A 22,053-nucleotide genomic window follows, 5' to 3' on the forward strand; every position below is an offset into this window, starting at 1 on the left:
GCGGCACGTACCGAGCCACGGCCCCGCCCGGAGGCGGCCCCGCAAAATCCGTCGTGGGCCGCGCCACGTCTCCGTACCCTTGGCCGTTCACATGAGCGGCAGCTCTTCACGAACGGAAGACGGAGCGGGCATCACCATGAGCACCCAGCACACCTACCGAGTGATCGTGCGCGGCACCTGGAAGGGCCTGACGCAGGAGGCACGCGCCCGGCTCCTGTCCGAGGTGGACGAGCACGGGCTGACCGCGATGCAGTTCACCGAGGCGGGTTCGCTGTCCTACGACCGGGTGCTCAAGCACTTCAGCATGCGCTTCGTGGTCGTGTCGGACGCCGCGGACGGCGAGGAGATGGCGTCCGCGATCGCCGAGGACCGCGCCCAGACCCTGCTGAGGGAGCTGGGCTACGGCCACGGCGAACTGCGTTCCACCGCCACGGACATGGACACCATGAAGATCAACTACAAGGGGCGCTGAGCGGGGCCCGGCGTGACACCGCACCGAAAGCTGCCCCAGGAGCGCTGACCAGGGAGTTCTCGTCTTTCAGCTCTGTCATGGGCTTTCACCGTAGCGGCCCTCGTCGGGAGGAGTCGGCCATCCGGCGCAATGCCGAACCGGTCGATGTGATCTCGGAGCCTGACCACGATCACGCTGCGGGCGCGCGGGCGGACCCACTCGAGTGACATCGGATGGTTGCGGCCGCGCGCGCCACCGCGCCACCATCGAGAAGCGCGCGGAGGTCGCTCCGCCTCCTCACAGCCGCGATGCCCCGGCTGTCGTCACCGCCCCGCTCCCCGGCGCAGCTCCTCCCGGATCGGGAACGGACCACTCGCTTGCAGCACGGCGAGACGGTGCGCAGCTCATCGCCGTCCCGCCGGGCGGGATCCTGGGCGCGGAGTGAACCGGGAAGGCCACTGCCGGACCAATGCGACCGGGTTCGAGTGGCAGCCCGACAGTGGACGGCTAAGACTGAGGCAGCGGTTCGGGATCCGGACAACAGATCCCGACCTCGTGATTTCCGGACCACTCGCTCCGGCCATCGAAAAGCGCGAGTACGGTGCGCCGGCCGTAATGGCGACGGCACTCGAAGGTTCCCCAAGGAGTTCGCATGGAGGAGAAGTCCCTCGATGTCTTGACGCCCGAGCCGGATGAATCCGCAATCGACACGAGCAGACACATCAGTCCGGAGACCGGCATCGAGCAGGACCTCGCCGAGGTGCTGGCGGACGTCATGCGCGTCGAACGGGTGTCGGTCGACAGCCATTTCTTCGACGACCTCGGAGCCAACTCGTTGGTGATGGCTCATTTCTGTGCGCGTGTCAGGAAACGGGCGGACCTTCCCTCGGCATCGATGAAGGACATCTACCGGCACCCGACGATCCGCGGTCTGGCGAGGGGGCTCGCGAATGCCGCGCCCGTCGAGCCGTCGGTCCCGGCGCCGACCGAGGTGGTGACCACGGTCGGCACGGTGCGGTACGCCCTGTGCGGAACCCTCCAGTTCCTGCTTTTCCTGGGATACTCCTTCCTCGCCGGACTCGTTGTCGACCGAGGCTATGCATGGGTCTCCGCCGGGTCGGGTGTGATCGATGTCTACCTGCGATCGTTCGTCTTCGGAGGCGTCGGCTTCGTCGGTCTGTGCGTCTTCCCCATCGCGGCCAAATGGCTCCTCATCGGCCGGTGGACATCACGCGAGTTCCCGGTCTGGAGTCTGACCTATCTGCGCTTCTGGACCATCAAAGTGCTGATCCACGCCAACCCGATGATCTTCTTCGTCGGCAATCCCTTGTACGTGCTGTACCTGCGAGCGCTGGGCGCACGCATCGGCAAAGGGGTCACGATCCTCTCCCGCGGCGTTCCGGTCTGCACCGACCTGCTCACGGTCGGCGCCGGAACGGTGATCCGCAAGGACTCGTTCTTTCTCTGCTACCGGGCGCACGCCGGGCGTATCCAGACTGGCCGGGTCACCCTTGGCCGGGACGTGTTCATCGGCGAGAAGACCGTGCTCGACATCGACACGTCGATGGGCGACGGGGCCCAACTCGGCCACACGTCCACGCTGTACAGCGGCCAGGCGGTCCCGGACGGTCAGCGCTGGCACGGGTCCCCGGCGCAGCCCACGCAGCACGACTACCTGAGGATCGGGCCGGCCACGTGCGGCACGCTGCGCCGGGCCGGCTTCGGCCTCATCACCGTGCTGCAGTTGTTCCTCCTCTACGTGCCACTGTCCGTCGGGGGCGCTTACATGCTGGTGCCCCTGGTCCCGGCGCTGCACGACCGGTCGGGCACCGGCGCGGTGGAGCTCACATCGCCGGGTCTCTACATCGACGCGCTGCTCCTTTCCCTGCTGCTGTTCTTCGGCTTCGTCGTCGTGGGCCTGGCCGTGATGTTCACCGTTCCGCGCCTGCTGAACCTGGTCGTCGAGCCGGACAAGATCTATCCGCTGTACGGGTTCCACTACTCGGTGCACCGGGCGATCGGGCGCATGACGAACATCAAGTTCTGGACATGGCTGTTCGGTGACAGCTCCTACATCGTCCACTACTTGCGCGGCATCGGATACGACTTGTCCCGGGTCGAGCAGACGGGGTCGAACTTCGGCACGGAAGTGCAACACGAGACCCCATTTCTGTGCTCGGTCGGGAGCGGGACGATGGTCGCCGACGGGCTCTCCGTCATCAACGCCGACTATTCGAGCACGTCCTTCCGGGTGTCCCGGGCATCGATCGGGTCACACAACTTCCTCGGGAACAACATCGCCTATCCCTCGGGGGCCAGGACGGGCGAGAACTGTCTCCTCGCGACAAAGGTGATGGTTCCGCTCGAAGGCGAGGTGCGCGAGGGGGTGGGCCTGCTCGGCTCGCCGTGCTTCGAGATCCCCCGGTCGGTCGAGCGCGATTCCCGGTTCGATCATCTGCGCACCGGCGACGCGTTGCGCCGCAGCCTCGCCGCGAAGAACCACTACAACATCCGCTCGATGATCTTCTTCCTGCTCGTGCGGTGGCTGCACTTCTTCGTGCTCACGATGCTCGGCCTGGCGAGCGTCGTGCTGTACGACGCCTACGGGTATGTGCTGATCGCCGCGTTCCTGGTGCTCAGCCTCGGGTTCACCGCTGTCTACTTCGTACTGGTGGAACGCGGCGTCGCGGCGTTCCGCGCGCTGCAACCGCAGGTGTGCTCCATCTACGACCCGTACTTCTGGTGGCACGAGCGCCTCTGGAAGGTGCCCGACAACTACCTCGACATCTTCAACGGCACTCCTTTCAAGAACGTGATCTGGCGGATGCTGGGGGTTCGGATCGGCAGCAGGGTCTTCGATGACGGCTGCTATGTGACGGAGCGGACGCTCACCACCATCGGGAACGACTGCACGCTCAATGCGGGAAGCAAGATCCAGTGCCACTCGCAGGAGGACGGCACCTTCAAATCCGATCGCAGCACCCTCGACGCCGGTTGCACCATCGGCGTGGGAGCCCATGTCCATTACGGCGTGACGATGGGCACCGGCGCGGTGCTCGCGCCCGACTCCTTCCTCATGAAGGGCGAGGAGGTCCCGCAGCACGCGCGCTGGGGAGGAAACCCCGCCACGGAGATGCGGCAGGCCCCTGACCAGCCCGGGGCGCTGACGCGGACGGGATAGCGGCTTTGCCCTTGTCGGCGCTGAACAGCGTGGTGGCGAAGGCGAATGGAGAGGGACGACCAGATGGGAATGCAAGCGCAGGCCGACCGGGAGTTCTGGCGCGATGTGCTCGTCGCCGGTGGCTTCACCGGAATCCCGCGGTGGACGCTCGATCCGGTGAAGGGCGTCGGCGAACACGAGGCGCCGGTCCCGGACGACGTCGTCGCGGCGTTGGGCCGGCTGGCCGAAGACCTGGCGCTACCACTCGACTCGGTGCTGCTGGCAGCGCACGCCAAGGTGCTCGGAGCGCTGTCCGGCGAGCACGAGGTGGCAACCGGATACGTCACCGCGGAGGGCGGCCGACCGCTGCTCTGCCGGCTGACGACCGAGCCCGGCACATGGCGGACACTGCTGCTGGACACTCATCGAGTCGCCTCGGACCTGCTGTCGCACAAGGACTTCCCGGTCGATGAGCTCAGGCGCGAACTGGGCCTGGCGGAGCCGCCGATCGAGGCTGTGTTCGATCCGCACGGCGTGGGCGGCGACGTCACCGACAACACCGTACTGTGGGTGGGATTTTCGCGACGCGGCGGCCGCCTTGTGCTGCGGCTGCGGTATCGGACCGACGCTCTCGACGAGGACTGCGCCGTCAGGATCGCCGGTTACCACCTCACCGCACTCGCGCTGATCGCCGCCGATCCGGACGCCGAGCACGGGCGGCAGATCCTGCTCTGCGCCGACGAACTCCATTTCCAGCTCGAATCACTCGCCGGTCCGCGCCGGGAACTGCCGGACCACCGGTTCCACGAACTGTTCGAGCATCGGGTGGCGGCACACCCGGACGCCGTCGCCGCGGTGCACGGGGAGCAGCAACTGACGTATCGGGAACTCAACGCGCGCGCCAACCGGGTGGGACGAGCCCTGCTGGCGCGGGGGCTGCGCCCCGAGGGTGTCGTCGCGGTGGTGACCGAGCGCAACCTGGACTGGATGGCCGCGGTCCTCGCGGTCTTCAAGGCCGGCGGCGTGTATCTGCCCATCGAGCCGCATTTCCCGGCCGACCGTGTCACGACCATGCTCTCCCGTGCCGCGTGCGGGCTCGTGCTGACCGAACCCGGCAGCACCTCCACGCTCGACCAGGCCCTCGACTCGCTGTCCGGGGTCCAAAAGCTCTTCGTCGGCGCAGCGTACGAGGAAGACCACGCCGACGATGATCTGCGCCTTCCCGTCGCACCGGACCAGCTCGCCTACATCTACTTCACCTCCGGCTCCACGGGTGAGCCCAAGGGCGCGATGTGCGAGCACGCGGGCATGCTGAACCACCTCTACGCCAAGATCGACGACCTGGAGATCGGCGAGGGACAGGTGGTCGCCCAGACCGCACCCCAGTGCTTCGACATCTCACTGTGGCAACTGGTGTCCGGGCTCCTGGTCGGGGGGCGGACACTGCTGGTGGAGCAGGAGGTGATCCTGGACGTCGAGCGGTTCGTCGACAGAATCGTCGACGGCCGGGTCGCCGTGCTCCAGGTCGTGCCCTCCTACCTGGACGTGGTCGTGTCCTGGCTGAAACAACACCCCCGCGAGCTGCCGGACCTGCGGTACGTGTCGGTCACGGGCGAGGCGCTGAAGAAGGAGCTCGTGCAGCGCTGGTTCGCCGCCCAGCCCGGGATCAAGCTGGTCAACGCCTACGGGCTGACCGAGACATCGGACGACACGAACCACGAGGTCATGGACCGCGTGCCCGACGGCGACCGGGTCCTGCTGGGTCCCGCGGTCAACAACGTGCGCGTCTACGTCGTCGACGAGCACCTGATGCCGGTGCCGCTCGGAGCCCCCGGCCTGATCGTCTTCTCCGGCATCTGCGTCGGCCGCGGATACGTCAACGACCCCGAGCGCACCCGGCATGCCTACCTGGCCGATCCGCACCGTGAGGGGGCCCGGCTCTACCGGGGCGGCGACCACGGCCGCTGGACGCCCGAGGGAAAGCTGGAGTTCCTCGGCCGCCGCGACACCCAGGTGAAGATCCGTGGCTTCCGGATCGAGATCGGCGAGATCGAGAACACCCTGTTGCAGGTGCCCGGCGTTCGCGACGGTGCGGTCGTGGTCGCCGAGCGGGCCGACCAGAGCAAGCACCTGGTGGCGTTCTACTCCGGTCAAAGGCCGCTCGAGGCCGACGTCCTGCTCGACCGGCTCGGTGATTCGCTGCCCGCGTACATGGTCCCGTCCGCCTTTCACTGGCGGGAGACTCTGCCGCTGACGGCGAACAGCAAAATCGACAGAAGGACCCTGCAGGCACTCGCCGGAGAACTCGACGCCGTCCGGGACGACTTCCGCGCGCCGGATACGCCGACCGAGCGGCACTTGGCGGCCGCCTGGGCGAAGGTCCTCGGCATCCCGCAGGACCGGATCGGACGGCGGGACAACTTTTTCGACCGGGGCGGCACGTCGCTGTCGGCAGTGAAGCTGGCCATCGTCCTGGACCGTGCGGTGTCCCTCAAGGATGTCACCCGTCACCCGGTCCTCGCCGATCTGGCCGGGCTGGTCGACGGCAGGTCGGTGCGGCGTGCCGGGCTGCTTCAGCCACTGTCGGAATCGGACGGTGCGCGGACCGCGGCCCTGGTGTGCTTCCCCCACGCCGGCGGCAACGCGGTGAACTTCCAACCGATGGCCAGGGCGCTGCCGGACGGTGGACCGGCGGTCTACGCGGTCGAATTGCCCGGTCACGACGTGGCCGGGCAGAGCGAGCCGCTCGCGCCGATGACGCAGGTGGTCGAGCAGGTCGTCGACGAGATCACCGGGCGTGGCCTGACCAGGGTCCTGCTGTGGGGCCATTCCTCGGGCACCGCGTTGGCCGTGGAGACGGCCAGAAGGCTGCGGGAGCGCGGGGTGGACGTCGGGCGGGTGTTCCTCGGCGCGCAACTGCTCGGTGACGCCGACGACCGGCGCGCCGCCATCAGCGAGCTGACCGGGCGCAGCAACGCCGAGATCGCCGCGGGCCTGAGCGCGCACGGCGGCCACACCTCGCTCGGTGAACTGGGCGCGCAGCACGCCGAGCACGTCGGCGCCGCCTACCGGCACGACTGCGTGTCCGCACACCGCTACTTCGCCGACGCCCTGGAGCGCCCGCCGGCGCAGAAGCTCTCCGCGCCGGTCACCGTGGTCGTCGCCGCGGACGACCCGAGCACGGCGCAGTACCCGCGCCGGTACCGCGACTGGCAGCTTCTGGCCGAACAGGTCGACCTGCACGAGCTCGCCGACGGCGGCCACTACTTCCTGCGTACCCGTCCGGCCGAGGCGGCAAAGGCCGTGCTGCACGCCGCCGAATTGTTCACTTCTTCCTGAGTGTCCGCTGAAAGGAAATCGAGATGTCCCTCACATCCTCGGCGTTGCTCGTCGACGTGGAACTGGATCCCGGCGCACCCCCACGGCTGCGGGCCGAGACCACCGGCGACGCGCCGGCCTGGGCGGCCGAGCACCGGGACGCGCTGCGCGCAGTCGTCGTCGAGCACGGTTCGGTCCTGGTCCGCGGCCTCGGGCTGCGTGACGCGGCCGAGACCGGAGCCGTCTTCTCCAAGCTGGCAGGCAGTCTGATGACCGAGCAGGAGGGCTTCGCACCCCGGCAGACCTACTCCGAGGGGGTGTACTCCTCATCGACGTGGCCGTCGAACCAGCCCATGTGCATGCATCACGAACTGAGCTACACGCTTGAGTTCCCCGGCCTGATGATGTTCGCCTGCCTCAGTGCGCCCACCGACGGCGGGGCGACCGCGGTGGCCGACTCGGCGACCGTGCTGGACGCACTGCCCACCGCGTTGACCGAGCGGTTCGAGCGCGAGGGCTGGCTGCTCACCCGCAGCTACAACGACGAGATCGGCGCGTCCGTCGCCGATGCCTTCGGCACGGACGACCGGGGTGCCGTCGAGCGCTACTGCCGCGCCAACGCGATCGCGTTCGAGTGGCAGCCCGACGGTGGACTGCGCACCAGGCAGCGCCGCAGCGCCGTGGTGCGCCACCCGGTCACCGGCCGGCGCTGCTGGTTCAACCAGATCGCGTTCCTCAACGAGTGGACGATGGCCCCCGAGGTGCACGAGTACTTGGTGGACGTCTACGGCGCCGACGGGTTGCCGTTCAACACCCGCTTCGGCAACGGCGACCCGATCGGCGAGGACGTCGTCCAGTTGCTCAACAGCGTCTACGAGGCGAACACCGCACGCGAACCGTGGCAGGCCGGCGACCTGATGCTCGTCGACAACGTCCGCACCGCGCACAGCAGGGAGCCCTTCGAGGGACAGCGCGAGGTGCTCGTCGCCCTGGCCGAACCGGTGCGTCTGGCCGACTGCTCGCCGACCGTGGAGGTGAGCGCGCGATGAACGGCGTCGATCACACCGCGAGAGGGTCCGCAGGCGTCGCACCGGTCACCGTGCCACCGTTCGCAGTGATCTCCGGCGCACAGGTCCGGCGCACGCTGCACGGATGCGAGAAGCGGATCACGGAGTTGGTCGAGGCCACCTACCGGGCGCACGGCGCCGGTGATTCGGTGAACCCGCCGTCGTACTTCCTGCGTTTCCCCGACCGCCCGTCCTCCCGGATCATCGCGCTGCCCGCCTCGATCGGCGGGGAGACGCGGGTGGACGGCCTGAAGTGGATCTCCAGCTTCCCGGGGAACGTGACGGCCGGCATCCCCAGGGCATCGGCCGTGCTGATCCTCAACGACCATGACACCGGCTACCCGTTCGCCTGTCTGGAGAGTTCGATCATCAGTGCCACCCGGACGGCCGCGTCGGCGGCGTCGGCGGCCGACTGGCTCAGCCGCGACCGAACGCGACCGACGCGCGTCGGGTTCTTCGGGGCGGGCCTGATCGCCCGCTACATCCACACCTTCCTGGCCGGCAACGGCTGGTCGTTCGACGAGGTCGGCGTACACGACCTGTCCGCCGACAGCGCGGCAGGCTTCCGCTGCTACCTGGAGCAGTCGGACACCGCCGGCCGAATCACCGTGCACGACAGCGCCGAGCAGTTGATCCGAAACAGCGACCTGGTCGTCTTCGCCACGGTCGCCGGTCAACCGCACGTCAGTGACCTGTCGTGGTTCGCACACAATCCGCTGGTGCTGCATGTGTCGCTGCGCGACCTCGCGCCGGAGGTCCTGCTCGCCTCGACCAACATCGTCGATGACGTCGAACACTGCCTCAAGGCCGACACGTCGCCGCACCTGGCCGAGCAGCTCACGGGCGGCCGGGACTTCCTCCACGGCACGTTGGCCGACGTGATGGCCGGGCGGGTGACGGTGCCGGCGGACCGGCCGGTGGTGTTCTCGCCCTTCGGCCTCGGGGTGCTCGACCTCGCGGTGGGCAAGTACGTGTACACCGAAGTCGCCCGCAGCGGAGAGTTGCACGTCGTCGACGACTTCTTCCACGAACTGAGCCGGTACGGATGAGCGGGCCGAGAGCCCAGGAGGCTCCTTCAAGGCTGATCCCAGGAGAAACCACCGGTCACGTCGCAGCATGTCCTGACGCATGAGACAGCGGCCGCAGACACAGGGTGCCGTGCCGCTTGGTCGAACGCGGGGTCTCGCCCGTACGAGCGAGGAGGCGCCGACGGCCGGATGCAAGTTCCGATAGTGCTCTGCTCCAGACAGAGGAGACCATCGTGCCCGTCATTTCCACTCCCTACGCCTTCAACGAAGAGAATCTCTATGTCGACCTCCGGTCGATCTTCGGGCAGTCGCTCTACCTGAAGTGTGAGGGCTTCAACTTCGCCGGCTCGATCAAATTGAAGGCCGCGACCGAGATGGTGGAGGCCGCTGAGCGGGATGGAATCCTGACACCGGAATCGATCCTGGTCGAGTCCTCGTCCGGAAACCTCGGCGTGGCGCTGAGCGTGGTCGCGGCGAGCAAGGGCTACCAGTTCCTGTGTGTGACGGACTCCCGCGGCAATCTGTCGAACAGAATGATGATGGAGGCGTTGGGCAGCCAGGTGCACGTCATCGCCGAACAGGAGACCAACGGCGGCTTTCTCGGCGCACGGCTCGACTACGTCCGCGCGCTGTGCGCCTCCGACGACCGGTACGTGTGGCTCAGCCAGTACACCAATCCGAGCAACTGGAAGGCGCACTACCGCACGACCGGGCCTGAGATAGCCCGTCAGTTCCCGCTGCTGGACGTGCTGTTCGTCGGAGCCGGCACCACCGGGACCCTGATGGGCTGTGCTCGCTACTTCCGCACATGGCACCGGCGGGTGCGGATCGTCGCGGTGGACAGCGTCGGCTCGGTATCCTTCGGCGGTTCGCCGGGCCGCCGGATGATTCCCGGTCTGGGCATGAGCATACGCCCGCCGCTGCTCGACAAGTCCTATGTCGACGAGGTGATTCGTGTCGAGGAGGCGGACACTGTACGTGCCTGTCATCGTCTGGCCAGGCGCGGATACCTGTTCGGCGGCTCCACCGGCACGGTGATCAGCGGCGCGACGGACTGGTTGGCCCGGCATGACGCGCACGAACTCACCGCAGTGGCCATCGGCCCGGACCTCGGCGAGCGCTACCTGGACACCATCTACCAGACCAACTGGCTGCACGATCTCTACGGCGAGGGCGTTCTCGACTCCGGCGAGGAGGCCGCCGATTCCCGCACAGCCGCCCCCTCGCCGACACGGTAGGGCCGTCGACGGCCCTTGCCGGCCGGGCGCGTCGGTGGCGGGCCCGGCCGGGCCCCGGTCAGCCCGCCGCGCGCCTCGGCATCCCGGCCGTGATCGCCCACCGCTCGTGGTCGCGCCAGGCCCCGTCGATGAGGAGGAAGTCCGGCGAGAACCCTTCGAGGCGGAAACCGGCCCGCCGGACGAGCGCCAGGGACGCCTCGTTGCCGGGGGCGGATCGCCACCCGGCGCCCCTCGGCCAGGTAGTCGGTCTCGGCTGCTGTCTCCGGCATCCGGTCAGGCTAACGACCTGGGGTGACGGGGTGGATCAGGGAGCGATGTCATGCGCCTCCGATGCGCGGCGCGTCCCCGGTCCGGCCCACAGCGGGGCGCTGTGGGCCGGACCGGGTGCGGGCCGCTTCGGCGCGGTGCAGGGAACGAACGGTCAGACCAGCGCGGGCACCTCGGTGGTGAGCGTGGCGGGGCCGCCGTCGGCGGGTGCGTCCAGCACGGCGGGCACACCGAGCGGAATCGTCAGCGCCGTCGGTCCGTGCCCGAAGCCCAGCTCCTCCACGACGGGCACGCCCAGTGCGCCGAGCCGGTCCGCCAGGACGGCCCGCACCCGCTCGTACGGCCCGCACCCCTCCCAGGAGCCGCAGGCCACCCCGGCGATCCCGTCGAGCGCCCCGGCCCTCAGCAGGTGGGTGAGGATACGGTCGACGCTGTACGGGTCCTCGGTGGTGTCCTCGATCACCAGCAGCCCGCCCCGGGCCGAGGTCCGGGCGTCCGGGGTGCCGATACCGGCGGCGAGGAGGCTGACGCAGCCGCCGAAGGTGACGCCGCGCGCCCGGCCGGGCACCAGCGCCCGCGCGCCGGGCAGACCGAGGGTTTGCACCTTCTCGGGCTCGAACAGGGTGGCCCGCAGGGACTCCTGGGTGTCCGGGTCCTTGAGGAAGGTCTCCGCGCCCACCATCGGGCCGTGCAGGGTGGCGAGACCCACGCGGTGGGCGAACGCCTCGTGGAGCACGGTGATGTCGCTGTAGCCGATGAACACCTTGGGCCCGGCGGCGCGCATCGCGGCCCAGTCGACCAGGTCGACCATGCGGTGCGCGCCGTAGCCGCCGCGGGCGCAGATCACCGCGTCGACCGAGGGATCGCACCACGCCTCCTCAAGGTCCCGCGCCCGCGCCTCGTCGGCGCCCGCCAGATACTCCAACTCGGGGTGAACGGCGCGCACATGGGGCGCCTCGACCGGTTCGAGGCCCCAGCGGCGCAGGATGTCAAGCCCGGGTTCCAGGCGGTCGGCGGGGACGGGCCCGCTCGGCGACACGACGGCGATCCTGGCGCCGGGGCGCAGCCGGGCGGGGCGGGTCAGCGGTTCGGGCGTCCGCTTCTCTGTGGTGCGCGCTTCGGGGGTCACCGCTTCAGCTCCAGTTCCGGCACGTCGGGACATTCGAAGTCGAACGTCTGTGCGTAAAGGGAGAGTTCGGCCTCCAGGGCGCGGATCATGGTGTCGGCGCGGCGGAATCCGTGCCCCTCCCCCTCGAAGGCGAGATAGGCGTGCGGGATGCCGCGCCCGTCGACCGCGGCCAGGAAGCGTTCGCACTGGACGGGCGGGCAGATGGGGTCGGCGAGCCCCTGGAGCAGCAGGAACGGGGTGCTCAGCCGGTCGGTGCGGCTGACGGGCGACCGTTCGCGGTAGCGTTCCGGGACCTCGGCGAGCGGTCCGACCAGTGACTCCAGGTAGCGCGACTCGAAGTCGTGGGTCTCCTCCGTGCCCCAGCCGGTCAGGTCGAGGACGGGGTAGATGATCGTGCCGCAGGCGTAGACGTCGGTGCTGGTCAGCGAGGCGGCGGTGGTCCAGCCGCCGGCGCTGCCGCCCCGGATGGCGAGGCGCCGGCCGTCGGCCGTGCCCTCGGCGGCCAGGGCCCCGGCGACGGCCGCGCAGTCCTCGACGTCGACAACGCCCCACTGTTCGCGCAGGCGGTTGCGATAGTCCCTGCCGTAGCCGGTGGAGCCGCCGTAGTTGACTTCGGCGACGCCGATGCCGCGCGAGGTGAAGTAGGCGACCTCCAGGTCGAGTACGAGTGCGGCGTGCCCGGTAGGGCCGCCGTGCGCCCAGACGACGTAGGGCGGCAGTTCGCCCTCGGGGCCGGTGCGCCCGGGGTTGCGCGGCGGATAGATGTGGGCGTGGATCTCCCGGCCGTCGGGTCCGGTGAAGGTGCGGGCCTCGGGCCGGGGGTAGTAGGCGGGGTCGACGGCGTCCTCGTGCGGTGTGCCGATGACGCGGGTGCGGCCGGTCGCCGTGTCCAGCTCCACGACCTCGTAGGCGCTGGACGGGCTCGCGGCGATGCCGGTGATGCGGCTGCCGTGCACGGCGAGAGAGGCGGCCCATGCGGTCCAGGGCCCGGGGACGTCGGTGAGTTCGCCGGTGCGCGGGTCGAGGATGCCGAGGGTCGTGGTGCCCCTGCCGTGAATGGTGGCGACGAGGCCGTTGTCCAGCGGCCGGAACCAGCGGCAGCCGATCGTCCAGAGCGGGCCGGCGAACTCCTCCTCCCGGGCGCACAGCGGGACGGCGCCCCCGTGCGGGTCGGCGCGGTACAGGTTCCACCAGCCGCTGCGGTCACCGGCGAACAGCAGTTGCCCGTCGGCGTCCCACTCGACCTGCGGGATCGACTCATCGGGGCCGCCCGCGAAGCTCCGGACGTGACGGAAGGTGCCGTCCTCGGTGACGTCGGCGAGCATCACCTCCGTGCCGTCCCACGGCATGCGCGGGTGGTCCCAGGCGATCCAGGCCGCCCGTCGCCCGTCCGGCGAGAGCTTCGCCCCGGTGACGAACCGGTGGCCGTCGTCGGTGAGTTCACGGATCGCCCTGCGATCGTCGGCCGCCGAGCCGTCCAAGGGGACGGCGGCGAGGACCCGGCGCAGTTCGGTGGGCGCCTCGCCGGTGAACTCCTCCAGCACGCACCACACTTCGCCCCGGTCGAGGTGGAGGCTCGGGTCGACCCAGCGCAGTCCGCCGCCGACGGCGGAGACAGGGGTGAGCGGCCGGGGCACACCAGGTTCGTCGGGAGCGTACGCGTAGAGCCGCTGGTCGGCGAAGTCGACGAAGACGACCAGCGGTCCGCCCTCGGCGCGGGCGGCCCCGGCCCAGGGCTGTCCGCCGTACTCGACGACCCGGCTCCGTACGTTCCACGGGGCGGGCAGCACGCTCGTGGTCGTCCCGTCCGCGCGGCGACGGACCAGGGCGCGGCGGCCCGCCTCGGCGGGGCGTGGTTCCGTCCACCACACCTCTTCGCCGACGGTGCCGACGTGGTCCGGGCGGCCGTCGCGGGAGGCGGCGAGGGCGGCGTCGATCGGTGACGGCCATGTTCCGTGGGCCCCTGTGGGCAGCATGTTCACATCCCCCTGTAGCGGGTCGGGCGGTGGTGGCGGGTCAGGCGGTGCGCAGGTAGCGGTCGAGGACGCGGACGCCGAAGTGCAGTGCCTCGACGGGGACGCGTTCGTCGACGCCGTGGAACAGCGCCTGGTAGTCGAAGCCGGCGGGCAGCTTCAGCGGTGAGAATCCGTATCCGGTGATGCCGAGCCGGGAGAACTGCTTGGCGTCCGTGCCGCCCGACATGCAGTACGGCACGACGTGGCCGTCCGGGTCGAAGCGTTCGACGGCGGCGCGCAGTTTGGCGAAGGTCGGCGAGTCGACCGGGGCCTGCAGCGGGACCTCGCGGTGGTGGAACTCCCAGTCGACGTCGGGTCCGGTGAGCCGGTCCATCGTGTCGTGGAACTCGTCCTCGCCGCCGGGGAGCATCCGTCCGTCGACGAAGGCGGTGGCCTGGCCGGGGATCACGTTGACCTTGTAACCGGCCTCCAGCATCGTCGGGTTGGAGCTGTTGCGGACGGTCGGTTCGACCAGTGCGGCGGACCGCCCGAGCCGGCCGAGCAGTTCGTCCACGTCGAAGCCGGGGGCGTCGAGGTCGGGGCGGATGCCGTGCAGTGCGGCGATCTCGGTGAGCGCGGCGCGCACGGTGGGGGTGAGCCGGACGGGCCACTCGTGTCCGCCGATGCGGGCGACGGCGGCGGCGAGCGCGGTGACCGCGTTGGACCGGTTGACCTTGGAGCCGTGCCCGGCCCTGCCGTGCGCGGTGAGCTTCAGCCAGGCGGTGCCGCGCTCACCGGCCGCGATCGGGTAGAGCGCCAGGTCCGGGGCGGCGTGGAAGGTGAAGGCCCCGGATTCGCTGATGCCCTCCGTGCAGCCCTCGAAGAGCGGGGCGTGGCGGTCGGCGAGGAAGCCGGAGCCGTCTTCGGCGCTGGCCTCCTCGTCGGCGGTGTACGCGATCACGATGTCGCGGCGGGGCCGTACCCCGGCCCGCGCCCAGGCGCGGACCACGGCCAGGACCATCGCGTCCATGTTCTTCATGTCGATGGCGCCGCGCCCCCAGACGATGCCGTCGCGGACCTCGCCGGAGAAGGGGTGCACGGTCCAGTCGACGGCCTCGGCCGGGACGACGTCGAGATGGCCGTGGACGAGGAGGGCGTCGGCGGACGGATCGGTGCCCTCGATCCGGGCGACCACGTTGGTGCGCCCCGGAGTGCGTTCGAGCAGGGCGGGTTCCAGCCCCGCCGCCGCCAGCCGCTCGGCGACGTACTCGGCGGCCGGGCGTTCGCGGCAGTCACCGCCGCCGCGGTTGGTGGTGTCGATCCGGATCAGTTCGGAGGTGAACGTCACCACTTCGTCGAGCGCCCGCGCGTCGACGGTCTCTTGGGAACCGGACTGCTCAGCCATACTGCTCCTCCACGGCGGACGACACGACCGTGGTCACCGCCTTGAACGTGCGAATGCCTTCGTACATCGTCGCGCTGGTGTAGGCGACGCGCCGTTCACCGCTCGGCGCCACGCCGGGGACGACGGTGGCCGCGCCCGCCAGGTGCTCGGCGTCGAATTCCAGCTCGACGGTGAACGGGCCGCCCTCCACCGGTGCGTGCCGCACGGCCAGCGCGGTCGCCGCCTTGGCGGCGGCGCGGATGTCGGCGGCAGTACGGGCCGGTGTACGGCACACCGCCGCGTACCGCGACACGTAGTCCTTCACCGCCACCTTGCGCGCCGCGGGCGCGTACCCCTCCGCGTCCACGCAGGTCAGGTCGTCGCCGGTCACGAGGACGACGGGAACGCCGTACTCCGCCACGACATGGGCGTTGAGTAGCCCCTCGCTCGCCCTGGCGCCGTTGAGCCACACACCGGTGACCGAGTTCGCCAGGTAGGTGTGGGCGAGGACGCCCTCCGCCCCGGCGCCGGTGTGGTAGCCGATGAAGGCGATACCGTCGATGTCGCCGTGCTGGACGCCTTCCACCATGGAGAGGGACTTGTGCCGGCCGGTGAGCATCTGCACCCGGTCGTCGAGCCGCTCCAGCAGGAGGTTGCGCATCGACCAGTGGGCCTCGTTGACAAGCACCTCGTCGACGCCGCCGTCGTAGAAGCCGAGGGCCGCCGCGTTCACGTCCGAGGTGAACATGGCACGGCACCGCTCCCACTGGGGGGTTCCAGGCAGTACGTCGGCCGGCCAGGTCACGCCGGTGGCGCCTTCCATGTCCGCGCTGATCAAGATCTTCATGCGGGCTCACGCTACGCGTCGGGGAACCGCCGGGCCAGAGGCACATCAACGTTCAGAGGTCCAGTCCTCCGAAGAGACCGTACGCCCGGCCTCGAGCGGCCCCGCGTTCAGGACGCACCACAGGGCGACGCGCGGCCTCCCCGGCCCCGCCTTGACAGCCTCTCTCCACCAAGACCATGATTCCATTAATTGACTAATGGAATCAGGGGGAAGGGCATGGCAGACGCATTCACTCCGGGCGGCACGTCCGGCGCCTGGGCACTGGAGGCCCGCGGCCTGGGGCGGCGCTACCGCCGCGGCTGGGCGCTGCGGGACTGCTCGTTCCGACTGCCGGCCGGGCGCATCTGCGGCCTCGTCGGCCCCAACGGCGCGGGAAAGAGCACCCTGTTGGGACTGATTACCCGACAGGTACGACCGACTGCGGGCGAACTGCGCGTCTTCGGCGTGCCGGTGGACGATCCGGCCGTGATGCCGAGGCTGGCGTTCCTCGACCAGGACAAGCCGCTGTTCAAAGGGTTCACCGTGGCGGAGACGCTCCGCATGGGCGCCGAGCTGAACCCCGCCTGGGACATGGCAGCGGCGGAACGGATCGTGCGGTCGGGCCAGGTGCCGATGGACGCCCGGATCGGCACCCTGTCCGGCGGCCAGCGCACCCGCGTGGCGTTCGCGCTGGCCTTCGGCAAGCGGCCCGATCTGCTGCTGCTCGACGAGCCGATGGCCGATCTGGACCCGTTGGCCCGCCACGACCTGAGCGGTCTGCTGATGTCGGAGGCCGTCGAGCGCGGCATCACCGTGGTGATGTCCTCGCATCTGCTGTCCGAGCTGGAGGACATGTGCGACTACCTGCTGGTCCTCGCCGAGGGCAGGGTCCGGATGGCCGGTGACGCGGACGCGCTCGTCCCGGCGCACGCGCTGGTGACGGGTGTCGTCACCGCCGGGGACCCGGTCGCCGCGCTGGCCCCCCACACGGTCGTCGAAGTCCGTGCCCAGGGACGGCAGTTCCAGGCGCTGGTACGGCCGAACGGCCCGCTGCCCGCCGAGTGGGTCGTCACCGAACCCAGCCTGGAGGAAGTGCTGCTGGCCCATCTGCGCTCGCCGGACGCACCTCCCCTGTTCACGCCCGGCGCCCGTTTCGAGGATGAAGGGATCCACAGCTCATGAGCACCACCCTCACCGACGCCTCCCGGACGACCGGCCGGGAGCCCGGCCGTCGCCTGCTGGGTGGGCTGAACTGGCTCGTCGCCCGCCAGCACCGGACCGCGCTGCTCACCCTGGCCGCCGCGTCCGTCCTCGGCGCGGCGTGGATCGTCTACCAGCGCGGCCGGACGGCCGAGCTCCTCGAAGCGGCCGGCGGGCCGGACAAGGCCCTGGCCCAGCCGACGTTCCCCTCGGACGCTGTCGCTCTCACCCTCACCGGCCTGGGCCTGCTGCCCGTGATCCTCGCCGTCTTCCTCGGGGCCCCGCTGATCGCGGCGGACCAGGAGCACGGCACCGCCCGCCTGGTCACCACCCAGTCGGTGTCCCGGCGCCGCTGGGTCACGGCCAAGCTCGCCTGGTGCTACGGGGCCGTGCTCGTGACCGGTGCGGTACTCTCGGCGCTCTTCACCTGGTGGTGGAAGCCCTACCGCTCGGTGTTCCAGGCCCAGTGGTCGGACGGGCAGATCTTCGACACCACCGGCCCGGTACTGCCCGCCCTGTGCCTCTTCCTCACCGCCGCCGGGATCACCATCGGCCTGCTCCTGCGCCGGGTCCTGCCGGCCATGGCGGTCACGCTCGTCCTCTCCGTGTTCGTGGAGCTGGTCTGGGACCGGTTGCGCTCCTCACTGGCGCCCGCGCGCATGTTCTCCTACCCGCTCGACGACGAGTTGCCCGCACGGCTCAACGACTCCTACGAGCTGGACCGCTGGATCGGCTCCGCCGACGGCCGGCTGTACGGCTGGGGGCTGTGCGCCGAGGAGACCGAGGCTGCCTCGAACGCCTGCGTGAAGGAGCACGGCATCGTCGAGAATGTCGTCCAGTACCTCGGTTTCGACCAGATGCCGGCGATGCAGTGGACGGGTGCGGGCATCCTGCTCGCGGCCACCGTCGTGCTCACCGTCTTCACGGTGTGGAGGGTGTCCCGGAGGCCACTGCGGTGACACACCGTAATCGGAACGTATCGTTGCGGCAGTCCCGAAGGAGGTGAAGACGATGGTCGTTTTCCGCATCGACCGACGCAGCGGAGTGGCTACGTACCTCCAGATCGTGCGGCAGGTCGAACAGGCGCTGCGCATGGGCGCCCTGGAGGCGGGTGACCGTCTGCCGACGGCTGCGCAGGTCGCCGCGGACACCAAGGTCAACCCGAACACGACCCTCAAGGCGTACCGCGAACTGGAACGCGCGGGTCTCGCCGAGGTGAGGCAGGGGGCGGGCACCTTCATCACCCGCTCCCTCGCGCCGCCGCAGACGGGTTCCGAATCGCCGTTGCGGGCGTCGCTGGCCGAGTGGCTGAACGAGGCACGCTCCCAGGGCCTCAGCGGTCAGGAGGTCACCGCCCTCTTCCAGTCGGTCCACGCGGCGGTGTATCCGACTCGGTCGGTCCGGGCGGCCGACTGAGGGACCACCGGGGAACCGGGACGGCCGGGCACCCCTCCTCCCAAGGGCGCCGGGCCATTCTGATGCCCCGGGACAGTCGCCCACGGCGCCCTCGGTCCGCTCGCGTGGCAGGTCGGCGTGGCCGTTGTGCCGGGCGTACTCCCGACGGTTCGGCGGCGGCGCCGACGAGTTGTTCCGGGCCGAGTCCGTTGGTCCGAGGCGGTCCGCCCAGGCCCGGATTCACCACCGGCCCGGGGCGTACGCGACGTCGCCGGGCGACGGATCCGCCGCCCGGCGATGTCGTCACCCGGCGCACTGGCGCCGCCTGCGTCTCCTCTCCCGTCCGCCGCGGCCGTCCGCCGAACGGGTCAGGGACGACCGAAGCGCCCGTCAGCCTCGGGCGGACCACCAAGCGGAGCCACAGCGATCAGCGCTGTCAGTCCTCGTGGCCCAGTTGGAGGTCGCGTTCGGTGCGCCCGCCGCCCGCGACCTGGAGGACGGTGGCCACCGGCGGATATCCGGCCGCGATCACCGTGTACTCGCCCGTGGACAGGTCGACGAACCGGAACGCCCCGTCCGGCCCGGTGGTGAGCGTGTCGACCACGTTGCCCGCCGCGTCCAGCAGCGTGACCCGAGCATCCTCCACGGGCCGCCCGCCGCCGGCCCGTACGACACCGCGCAGCACCGCTCCGCCGGCGAGTTCGATGTCCTGTCGGGTCTCCCTCGCGGCCTGCACGCTCACCGGCAGCGCTGCGGGCCGGAAGGCCGGGGCGCTGGCGGCGAGGGTGTACTCACCGGCCACCAGCTCCTTGATCACATAGCCGCCCTCGCGTCCGCTCCTGGTGGACGCCACCACCTCGCCGCGCACATCGGTGAGGGTGACGGCGGCGTCGCGCACCGGCAGGCCGTCGGCCGTGACGACGGTCCCGGCGAGCCGCCCCGCGCCGCCGAGCACCACGTCGAGTTCGACCGGCCGTTCGCCCACGGTGACGCTGACGGCCTGCGGCTGATGACCCCCGGCCGCGGCGATCAGGACGTAGCTGCCCGCGCCGGGCACGCTCAGCGCGTAGCGTCCGTCGTCACCGCTCGCGCCCCGTCCGACCTGCTGCCCCTGGACGTCGATGAGGGTGAGCGCGGCACGCGGGACCTTCGTGCCGTCCGGGTGCTGGACGCTGCCGCGCACCGGCACGCCGGACAGGTACACGGACGCGGGCGCGGTCGCCGGGACGAGGGCGCGGGCGGCGGGGATCGGGGCGGTCCCGGCGGACGTTTCGGCGGCGGTTTCGGGGCTGTTGTGGGACACCAGCGGTTTCTCCTTGAGGAATAAGGCGAGGATCAGGCCGAGCACGAGCACCGGCACGAGGTAGAGGAAGATCCGCGGCATCGCGTCGGCGTACGCCCGGATGTAGCCGTCGCGCAGCGCGGGTTCCATGGCGTGGACGAGCTGCGGGGTGATCGACTCGGGGTCGGGCAGGTCGGCGTCGGCCGGCAGGCGGGCGGCCAGCGCGTCGGCGAGGCGCCCGGCGAAGAGCGTGCCGAAGACGGCGGCACCGACGCTGCCGCCGATCTGCCGGAAGTAGTTGTTGGCGCTGGTGGCGGTACCGAGGTCGGCGGGGGGTACGGAGTTCTGCACGGCGAGCACCAGCACCGGCATGACCAGGCCGATCCCGATGCCGAGCACGGCCTGCGCGATCCCGTGTTCGAGCGGTGGGGTGTCGGTGTCGAGCCGGGAGAGCAGCCACATCCCCACGACCGAGACGGCGCTGCCGACGATGGGGTGGGCGCGGTAGCGGCCGGTACGGGAGATCATCTGGCCGGAGACGACGGAGGCCACGACGATTCCACCCATCATCGGGAGCATCAGCAGACCGGACTCGGTGGCCGAGGCGCCGTCGACCATCTGCAGGAAGGTCGGCAGGTAGCTGGCGGCGCCGAACAGCGCGACGCCGACGACCGCGCCGACGAGCGCGGTGACGTTGAAGATCGAATCGCAAAACAGCCGCAGCGGGATGACCGGTTCGGCCGCCCGCCGCTCGGCGACGAGGAACAGCAGGGTCGCCGCGACGGAGCCGGCGCCGAGCCCGAGGATGACGCCCGACCCCCAGGCGTACTCCGTACCGCCCCAACTGGTGAGCAGCACCAGGCAGGTCGACGCGGCGGCGAGCAGCAGCGCGCCGAGGACGTCGAGGCGGGGGCGGACGGCGGGCCTGGGCAGCTTCAGCACGACGGTGATGACGGCCAGGGTGATCAGGCCGAACGGAATGTTGATGTAGAAGCACCAGCGCCAGGAGGCGTGGTCGGTGAAGAAGCCGCCGAGCAGCGGTCCGGCGACGGAGGCGAGGCCGAAGGCGGCCCCGATGAGCCCCATGAACCTGCCGCGTTCCCGGGGCGGTACGACGTCCGCGATGATCGCCTGGACGCCGATCAGGAGTCCGCCGCCGCCGACGCCCTGGACGGCGCGGAAGGCGATGAGTTCGTCCATGGTGCGGGACCAGCCGGCCAGCGCCGAGCCGATGACGAAGACGACGATCGCGAACTGGAAGACGCCCTTGCGTCCGAAGAGGTCGCCGAGCTTCCCGTAGAGCGGCAGTCCGATGGTGGAGGCGAGGAGGTACGCGGTGACGGCCCAGGACATCTTCTCCAGGCCGTGCAGTTCCCCGACGATCTTCGGCAGCGCGGTGGCGACGATCATCTGGTCGAGCGCCGCGAGCAGCAGCGTCAGCATCAGCCCGAGAAAGATCAGGCGGACGCGGCGGCGGCTGGTCTCCGCTAAGACGGGCGCGACGGCGGTCTCCTCCGCCGCCTGCGGCGTTCCCCCGGCCGGAGGCGGAGAAGGGGGCGGGGGCGGTGCGGCCGCCGTTCCGGCGGCTTCCTTACCGCCGGGAGTGCCGCCCTGATCGTCCCCCAGCAGAGTGATCCCACCCACCACGTCGCCGCTCCCCTCGTCGCGTCTGCGCCGCCCTTTCTCGCATCGCGCGACGCGGCAGGGCAAACGCCGACGAGGGGGCGCCGACGGCGCACCGGGGGCTTATTCCCCGGTGGGAGGCGCTGCGGCGCACCACCGGTGGGAAGGGAAGACCACCCGAACCGGTGAGGTGGGCCGACCCTGCCGAGGGTCTACTTCTCGACTTCGGTGGCGAGATTGCGCAGCAGTTCGTCGTAGATCCGCGCGAGCCCCTTGGGGGCGAAGGTCCGCTCGAAGAATCCGCCGATGCCTCCGGCGCCGTTCCAGACGGTCGACACGACGGCCTTGGAACGGCCCTCGCCGGCCGGGGTGACGGTCCAGGTGGTGACCATCGAGGAGTTGCGGTCCTTCTCCACGAGCCGGCCATCGGTGGGCTCGGTGACCTCCATCAGGCAGTCGCGGACCCGCTTGCTGGTGGCCTGGAGCTTCCAGTGCACGAGGGTGCCCTCGCCGTCGCCGCCCTCGCGCACCTCGTACTCGCTGAACTGTCCGGGCAGCACCTTGCCGCGGGTCCGCTCGTAGTCGGCCAGCGCGTCGAACACCGTGTCCGCGTCCGCCGCGATGACTCGTTCCGTGGTGGCCTCGACCTGCGCCATGGCTGTTCCTCCAGCACTCGGATTTTGGGGGTGTGCCGAGCCAATCACCTTCGGCGCGCCGCTCAAAATCGGGG

At 70.4% G+C, this 22,053-nt stretch carries 15 protein-coding genes and 1 pseudogene; 9 read left to right on the forward strand and 7 right to left on the reverse strand.

Annotated elements, in window-relative coordinates:
• Positions 1-136 precede the first annotated feature (136 nt).
• The 6 genes from ACGF2V_RS11960 (at position 137) to sbnA (ending at position 10,262) form a co-directional block, all read left to right on the forward strand.
• Positions 137-472: a DUF6204 family protein gene (locus tag ACGF2V_RS11960; protein ID WP_362623607.1), complete on the forward strand. Its 336-nt coding sequence runs from the start codon at positions 137-139 to the stop codon at positions 470-472.
• A 631-nt stretch (positions 473-1,103) separates the two neighbouring features.
• Positions 1,104-3,632: a Pls/PosA family non-ribosomal peptide synthetase gene (locus ACGF2V_RS11965; protein ID WP_362706548.1), complete on the forward strand. Its 2,529-nt coding sequence runs from the start codon at positions 1,104-1,106 to the stop codon at positions 3,630-3,632.
• A gap of 63 nt (positions 3,633-3,695) precedes the next feature.
• Positions 3,696-6,950, forward strand: a complete 3,255-nt coding sequence (locus ACGF2V_RS11970; protein ID WP_362706550.1) for an amino acid adenylation domain-containing protein — start codon at positions 3,696-3,698, stop codon at positions 6,948-6,950.
• Between the two features lie 23 nt (positions 6,951-6,973).
• The gene (locus ACGF2V_RS11975; RefSeq protein WP_362623615.1) at positions 6,974-7,978 is read left to right on the forward strand and encodes a TauD/TfdA family dioxygenase; all 1,005 of its coding nucleotides are present in this window, start codon (positions 6,974-6,976) and stop codon (positions 7,976-7,978) included.
• Positions 7,975-9,045 carry a 2,3-diaminopropionate biosynthesis protein SbnB gene (gene sbnB, locus ACGF2V_RS11980; RefSeq protein ID WP_362706552.1) on the forward strand — a complete coding sequence of 357 codons (1,071 nt, stop codon included), beginning with the start codon at positions 7,975-7,977 and terminating at the stop codon, positions 9,043-9,045. Before ACGF2V_RS11975 ends, sbnB begins: the two co-directional genes overlap by 4 nt.
• 212 nt (positions 9,046-9,257) lie before the next feature.
• The gene (sbnA, locus tag ACGF2V_RS11985) at positions 9,258-10,262 is read left to right on the forward strand and encodes a 2,3-diaminopropionate biosynthesis protein SbnA (protein WP_362706554.1); all 1,005 of its coding nucleotides are present in this window, start codon (positions 9,258-9,260) and stop codon (positions 10,260-10,262) included.
• Positions 10,263-10,320: 58 nt separating this feature from the next.
• Here the strand turns inward: sbnA and ACGF2V_RS11990 are convergent.
• The 5 genes and pseudogenes from ACGF2V_RS11990 to ACGF2V_RS12010 all read right to left on the reverse strand — a co-directional run.
• Positions 10,321-10,470 (reverse strand): annotated as a pseudogene (locus ACGF2V_RS11990) (RimJ/RimL family protein N-acetyltransferase); the annotation flags it as partial.
• Between the two features lie 213 nt (positions 10,471-10,683).
• Entirely contained in the window at positions 10,684-11,658 is a 975-nt protein-coding gene (locus tag ACGF2V_RS11995) for an LD-carboxypeptidase (RefSeq protein WP_362706557.1), read from the reverse strand.
• The gene (locus tag ACGF2V_RS12000; RefSeq protein ID WP_362706560.1) at positions 11,655-13,634 is read right to left on the reverse strand and encodes a prolyl oligopeptidase family serine peptidase; all 1,980 of its coding nucleotides are present in this window, start codon (positions 13,632-13,634) and stop codon (positions 11,655-11,657) included. The genes ACGF2V_RS11995 and ACGF2V_RS12000 overlap by 4 nt, the downstream gene beginning before the upstream one ends.
• 40 nt (positions 13,635-13,674) lie before the next feature.
• Complete coding sequence (locus tag ACGF2V_RS12005) at positions 13,675-15,018, reverse strand: M20/M25/M40 family metallo-hydrolase (RefSeq protein ID WP_362623631.1); 1,344 nt, start codon at positions 15,016-15,018, stop codon at positions 13,675-13,677.
• The gene (locus ACGF2V_RS12010) at positions 15,011-15,844 is read right to left on the reverse strand and encodes a M55 family metallopeptidase (RefSeq protein WP_362623634.1); all 834 of its coding nucleotides are present in this window, start codon (positions 15,842-15,844) and stop codon (positions 15,011-15,013) included. The genes ACGF2V_RS12005 and ACGF2V_RS12010 overlap by 8 nt, the downstream gene beginning before the upstream one ends.
• Before the next feature lie 216 nt (positions 15,845-16,060).
• Between ACGF2V_RS12010 and ACGF2V_RS12015 the strand changes: the two genes are divergently transcribed.
• The 3 genes from ACGF2V_RS12015 to ACGF2V_RS12025 are packed head-to-tail and all read left to right on the forward strand — an operon-like array spanning position 16,061 to position 18,439.
• The gene (locus tag ACGF2V_RS12015) at positions 16,061-17,005 is read left to right on the forward strand and encodes an ABC transporter ATP-binding protein (protein ID WP_362623637.1); all 945 of its coding nucleotides are present in this window, start codon (positions 16,061-16,063) and stop codon (positions 17,003-17,005) included.
• Complete coding sequence (locus ACGF2V_RS12020) at positions 17,002-17,982, forward strand: ABC transporter permease subunit (protein ID WP_362623640.1); 981 nt, start codon at positions 17,002-17,004, stop codon at positions 17,980-17,982. The genes ACGF2V_RS12015 and ACGF2V_RS12020 overlap by 4 nt, the downstream gene beginning before the upstream one ends.
• A gap of 52 nt (positions 17,983-18,034) precedes the next feature.
• Positions 18,035-18,439, forward strand: a complete 405-nt coding sequence (locus ACGF2V_RS12025) for a GntR family transcriptional regulator (protein WP_362623643.1) — start codon at positions 18,035-18,037, stop codon at positions 18,437-18,439.
• 415 nt (positions 18,440-18,854) lie between these two features.
• Here ACGF2V_RS12025 and ACGF2V_RS12030 read toward each other — a convergent pair whose 3' ends face one another.
• Both ACGF2V_RS12030 and ACGF2V_RS12035 read right to left on the reverse strand, forming a co-directional pair.
• The gene (locus ACGF2V_RS12030) at positions 18,855-21,347 is read right to left on the reverse strand and encodes an MFS transporter (protein ID WP_362706563.1); all 2,493 of its coding nucleotides are present in this window, start codon (positions 21,345-21,347) and stop codon (positions 18,855-18,857) included.
• 188 nt (positions 21,348-21,535) lie between these two features.
• A complete protein-coding gene (locus ACGF2V_RS12035) occupies positions 21,536-21,979 on the reverse strand; it encodes an SRPBCC family protein (protein ID WP_073791538.1) in 444 nt (147 codons plus the stop codon).
• Positions 21,980-22,053 lie beyond the last annotated feature (74 nt).

Source organism: Streptomyces sp. NPDC047982 (assembly GCF_043204165.1).
Lineage (GTDB): Bacteria > Actinomycetota > Actinomycetes > Streptomycetales > Streptomycetaceae > Streptomyces.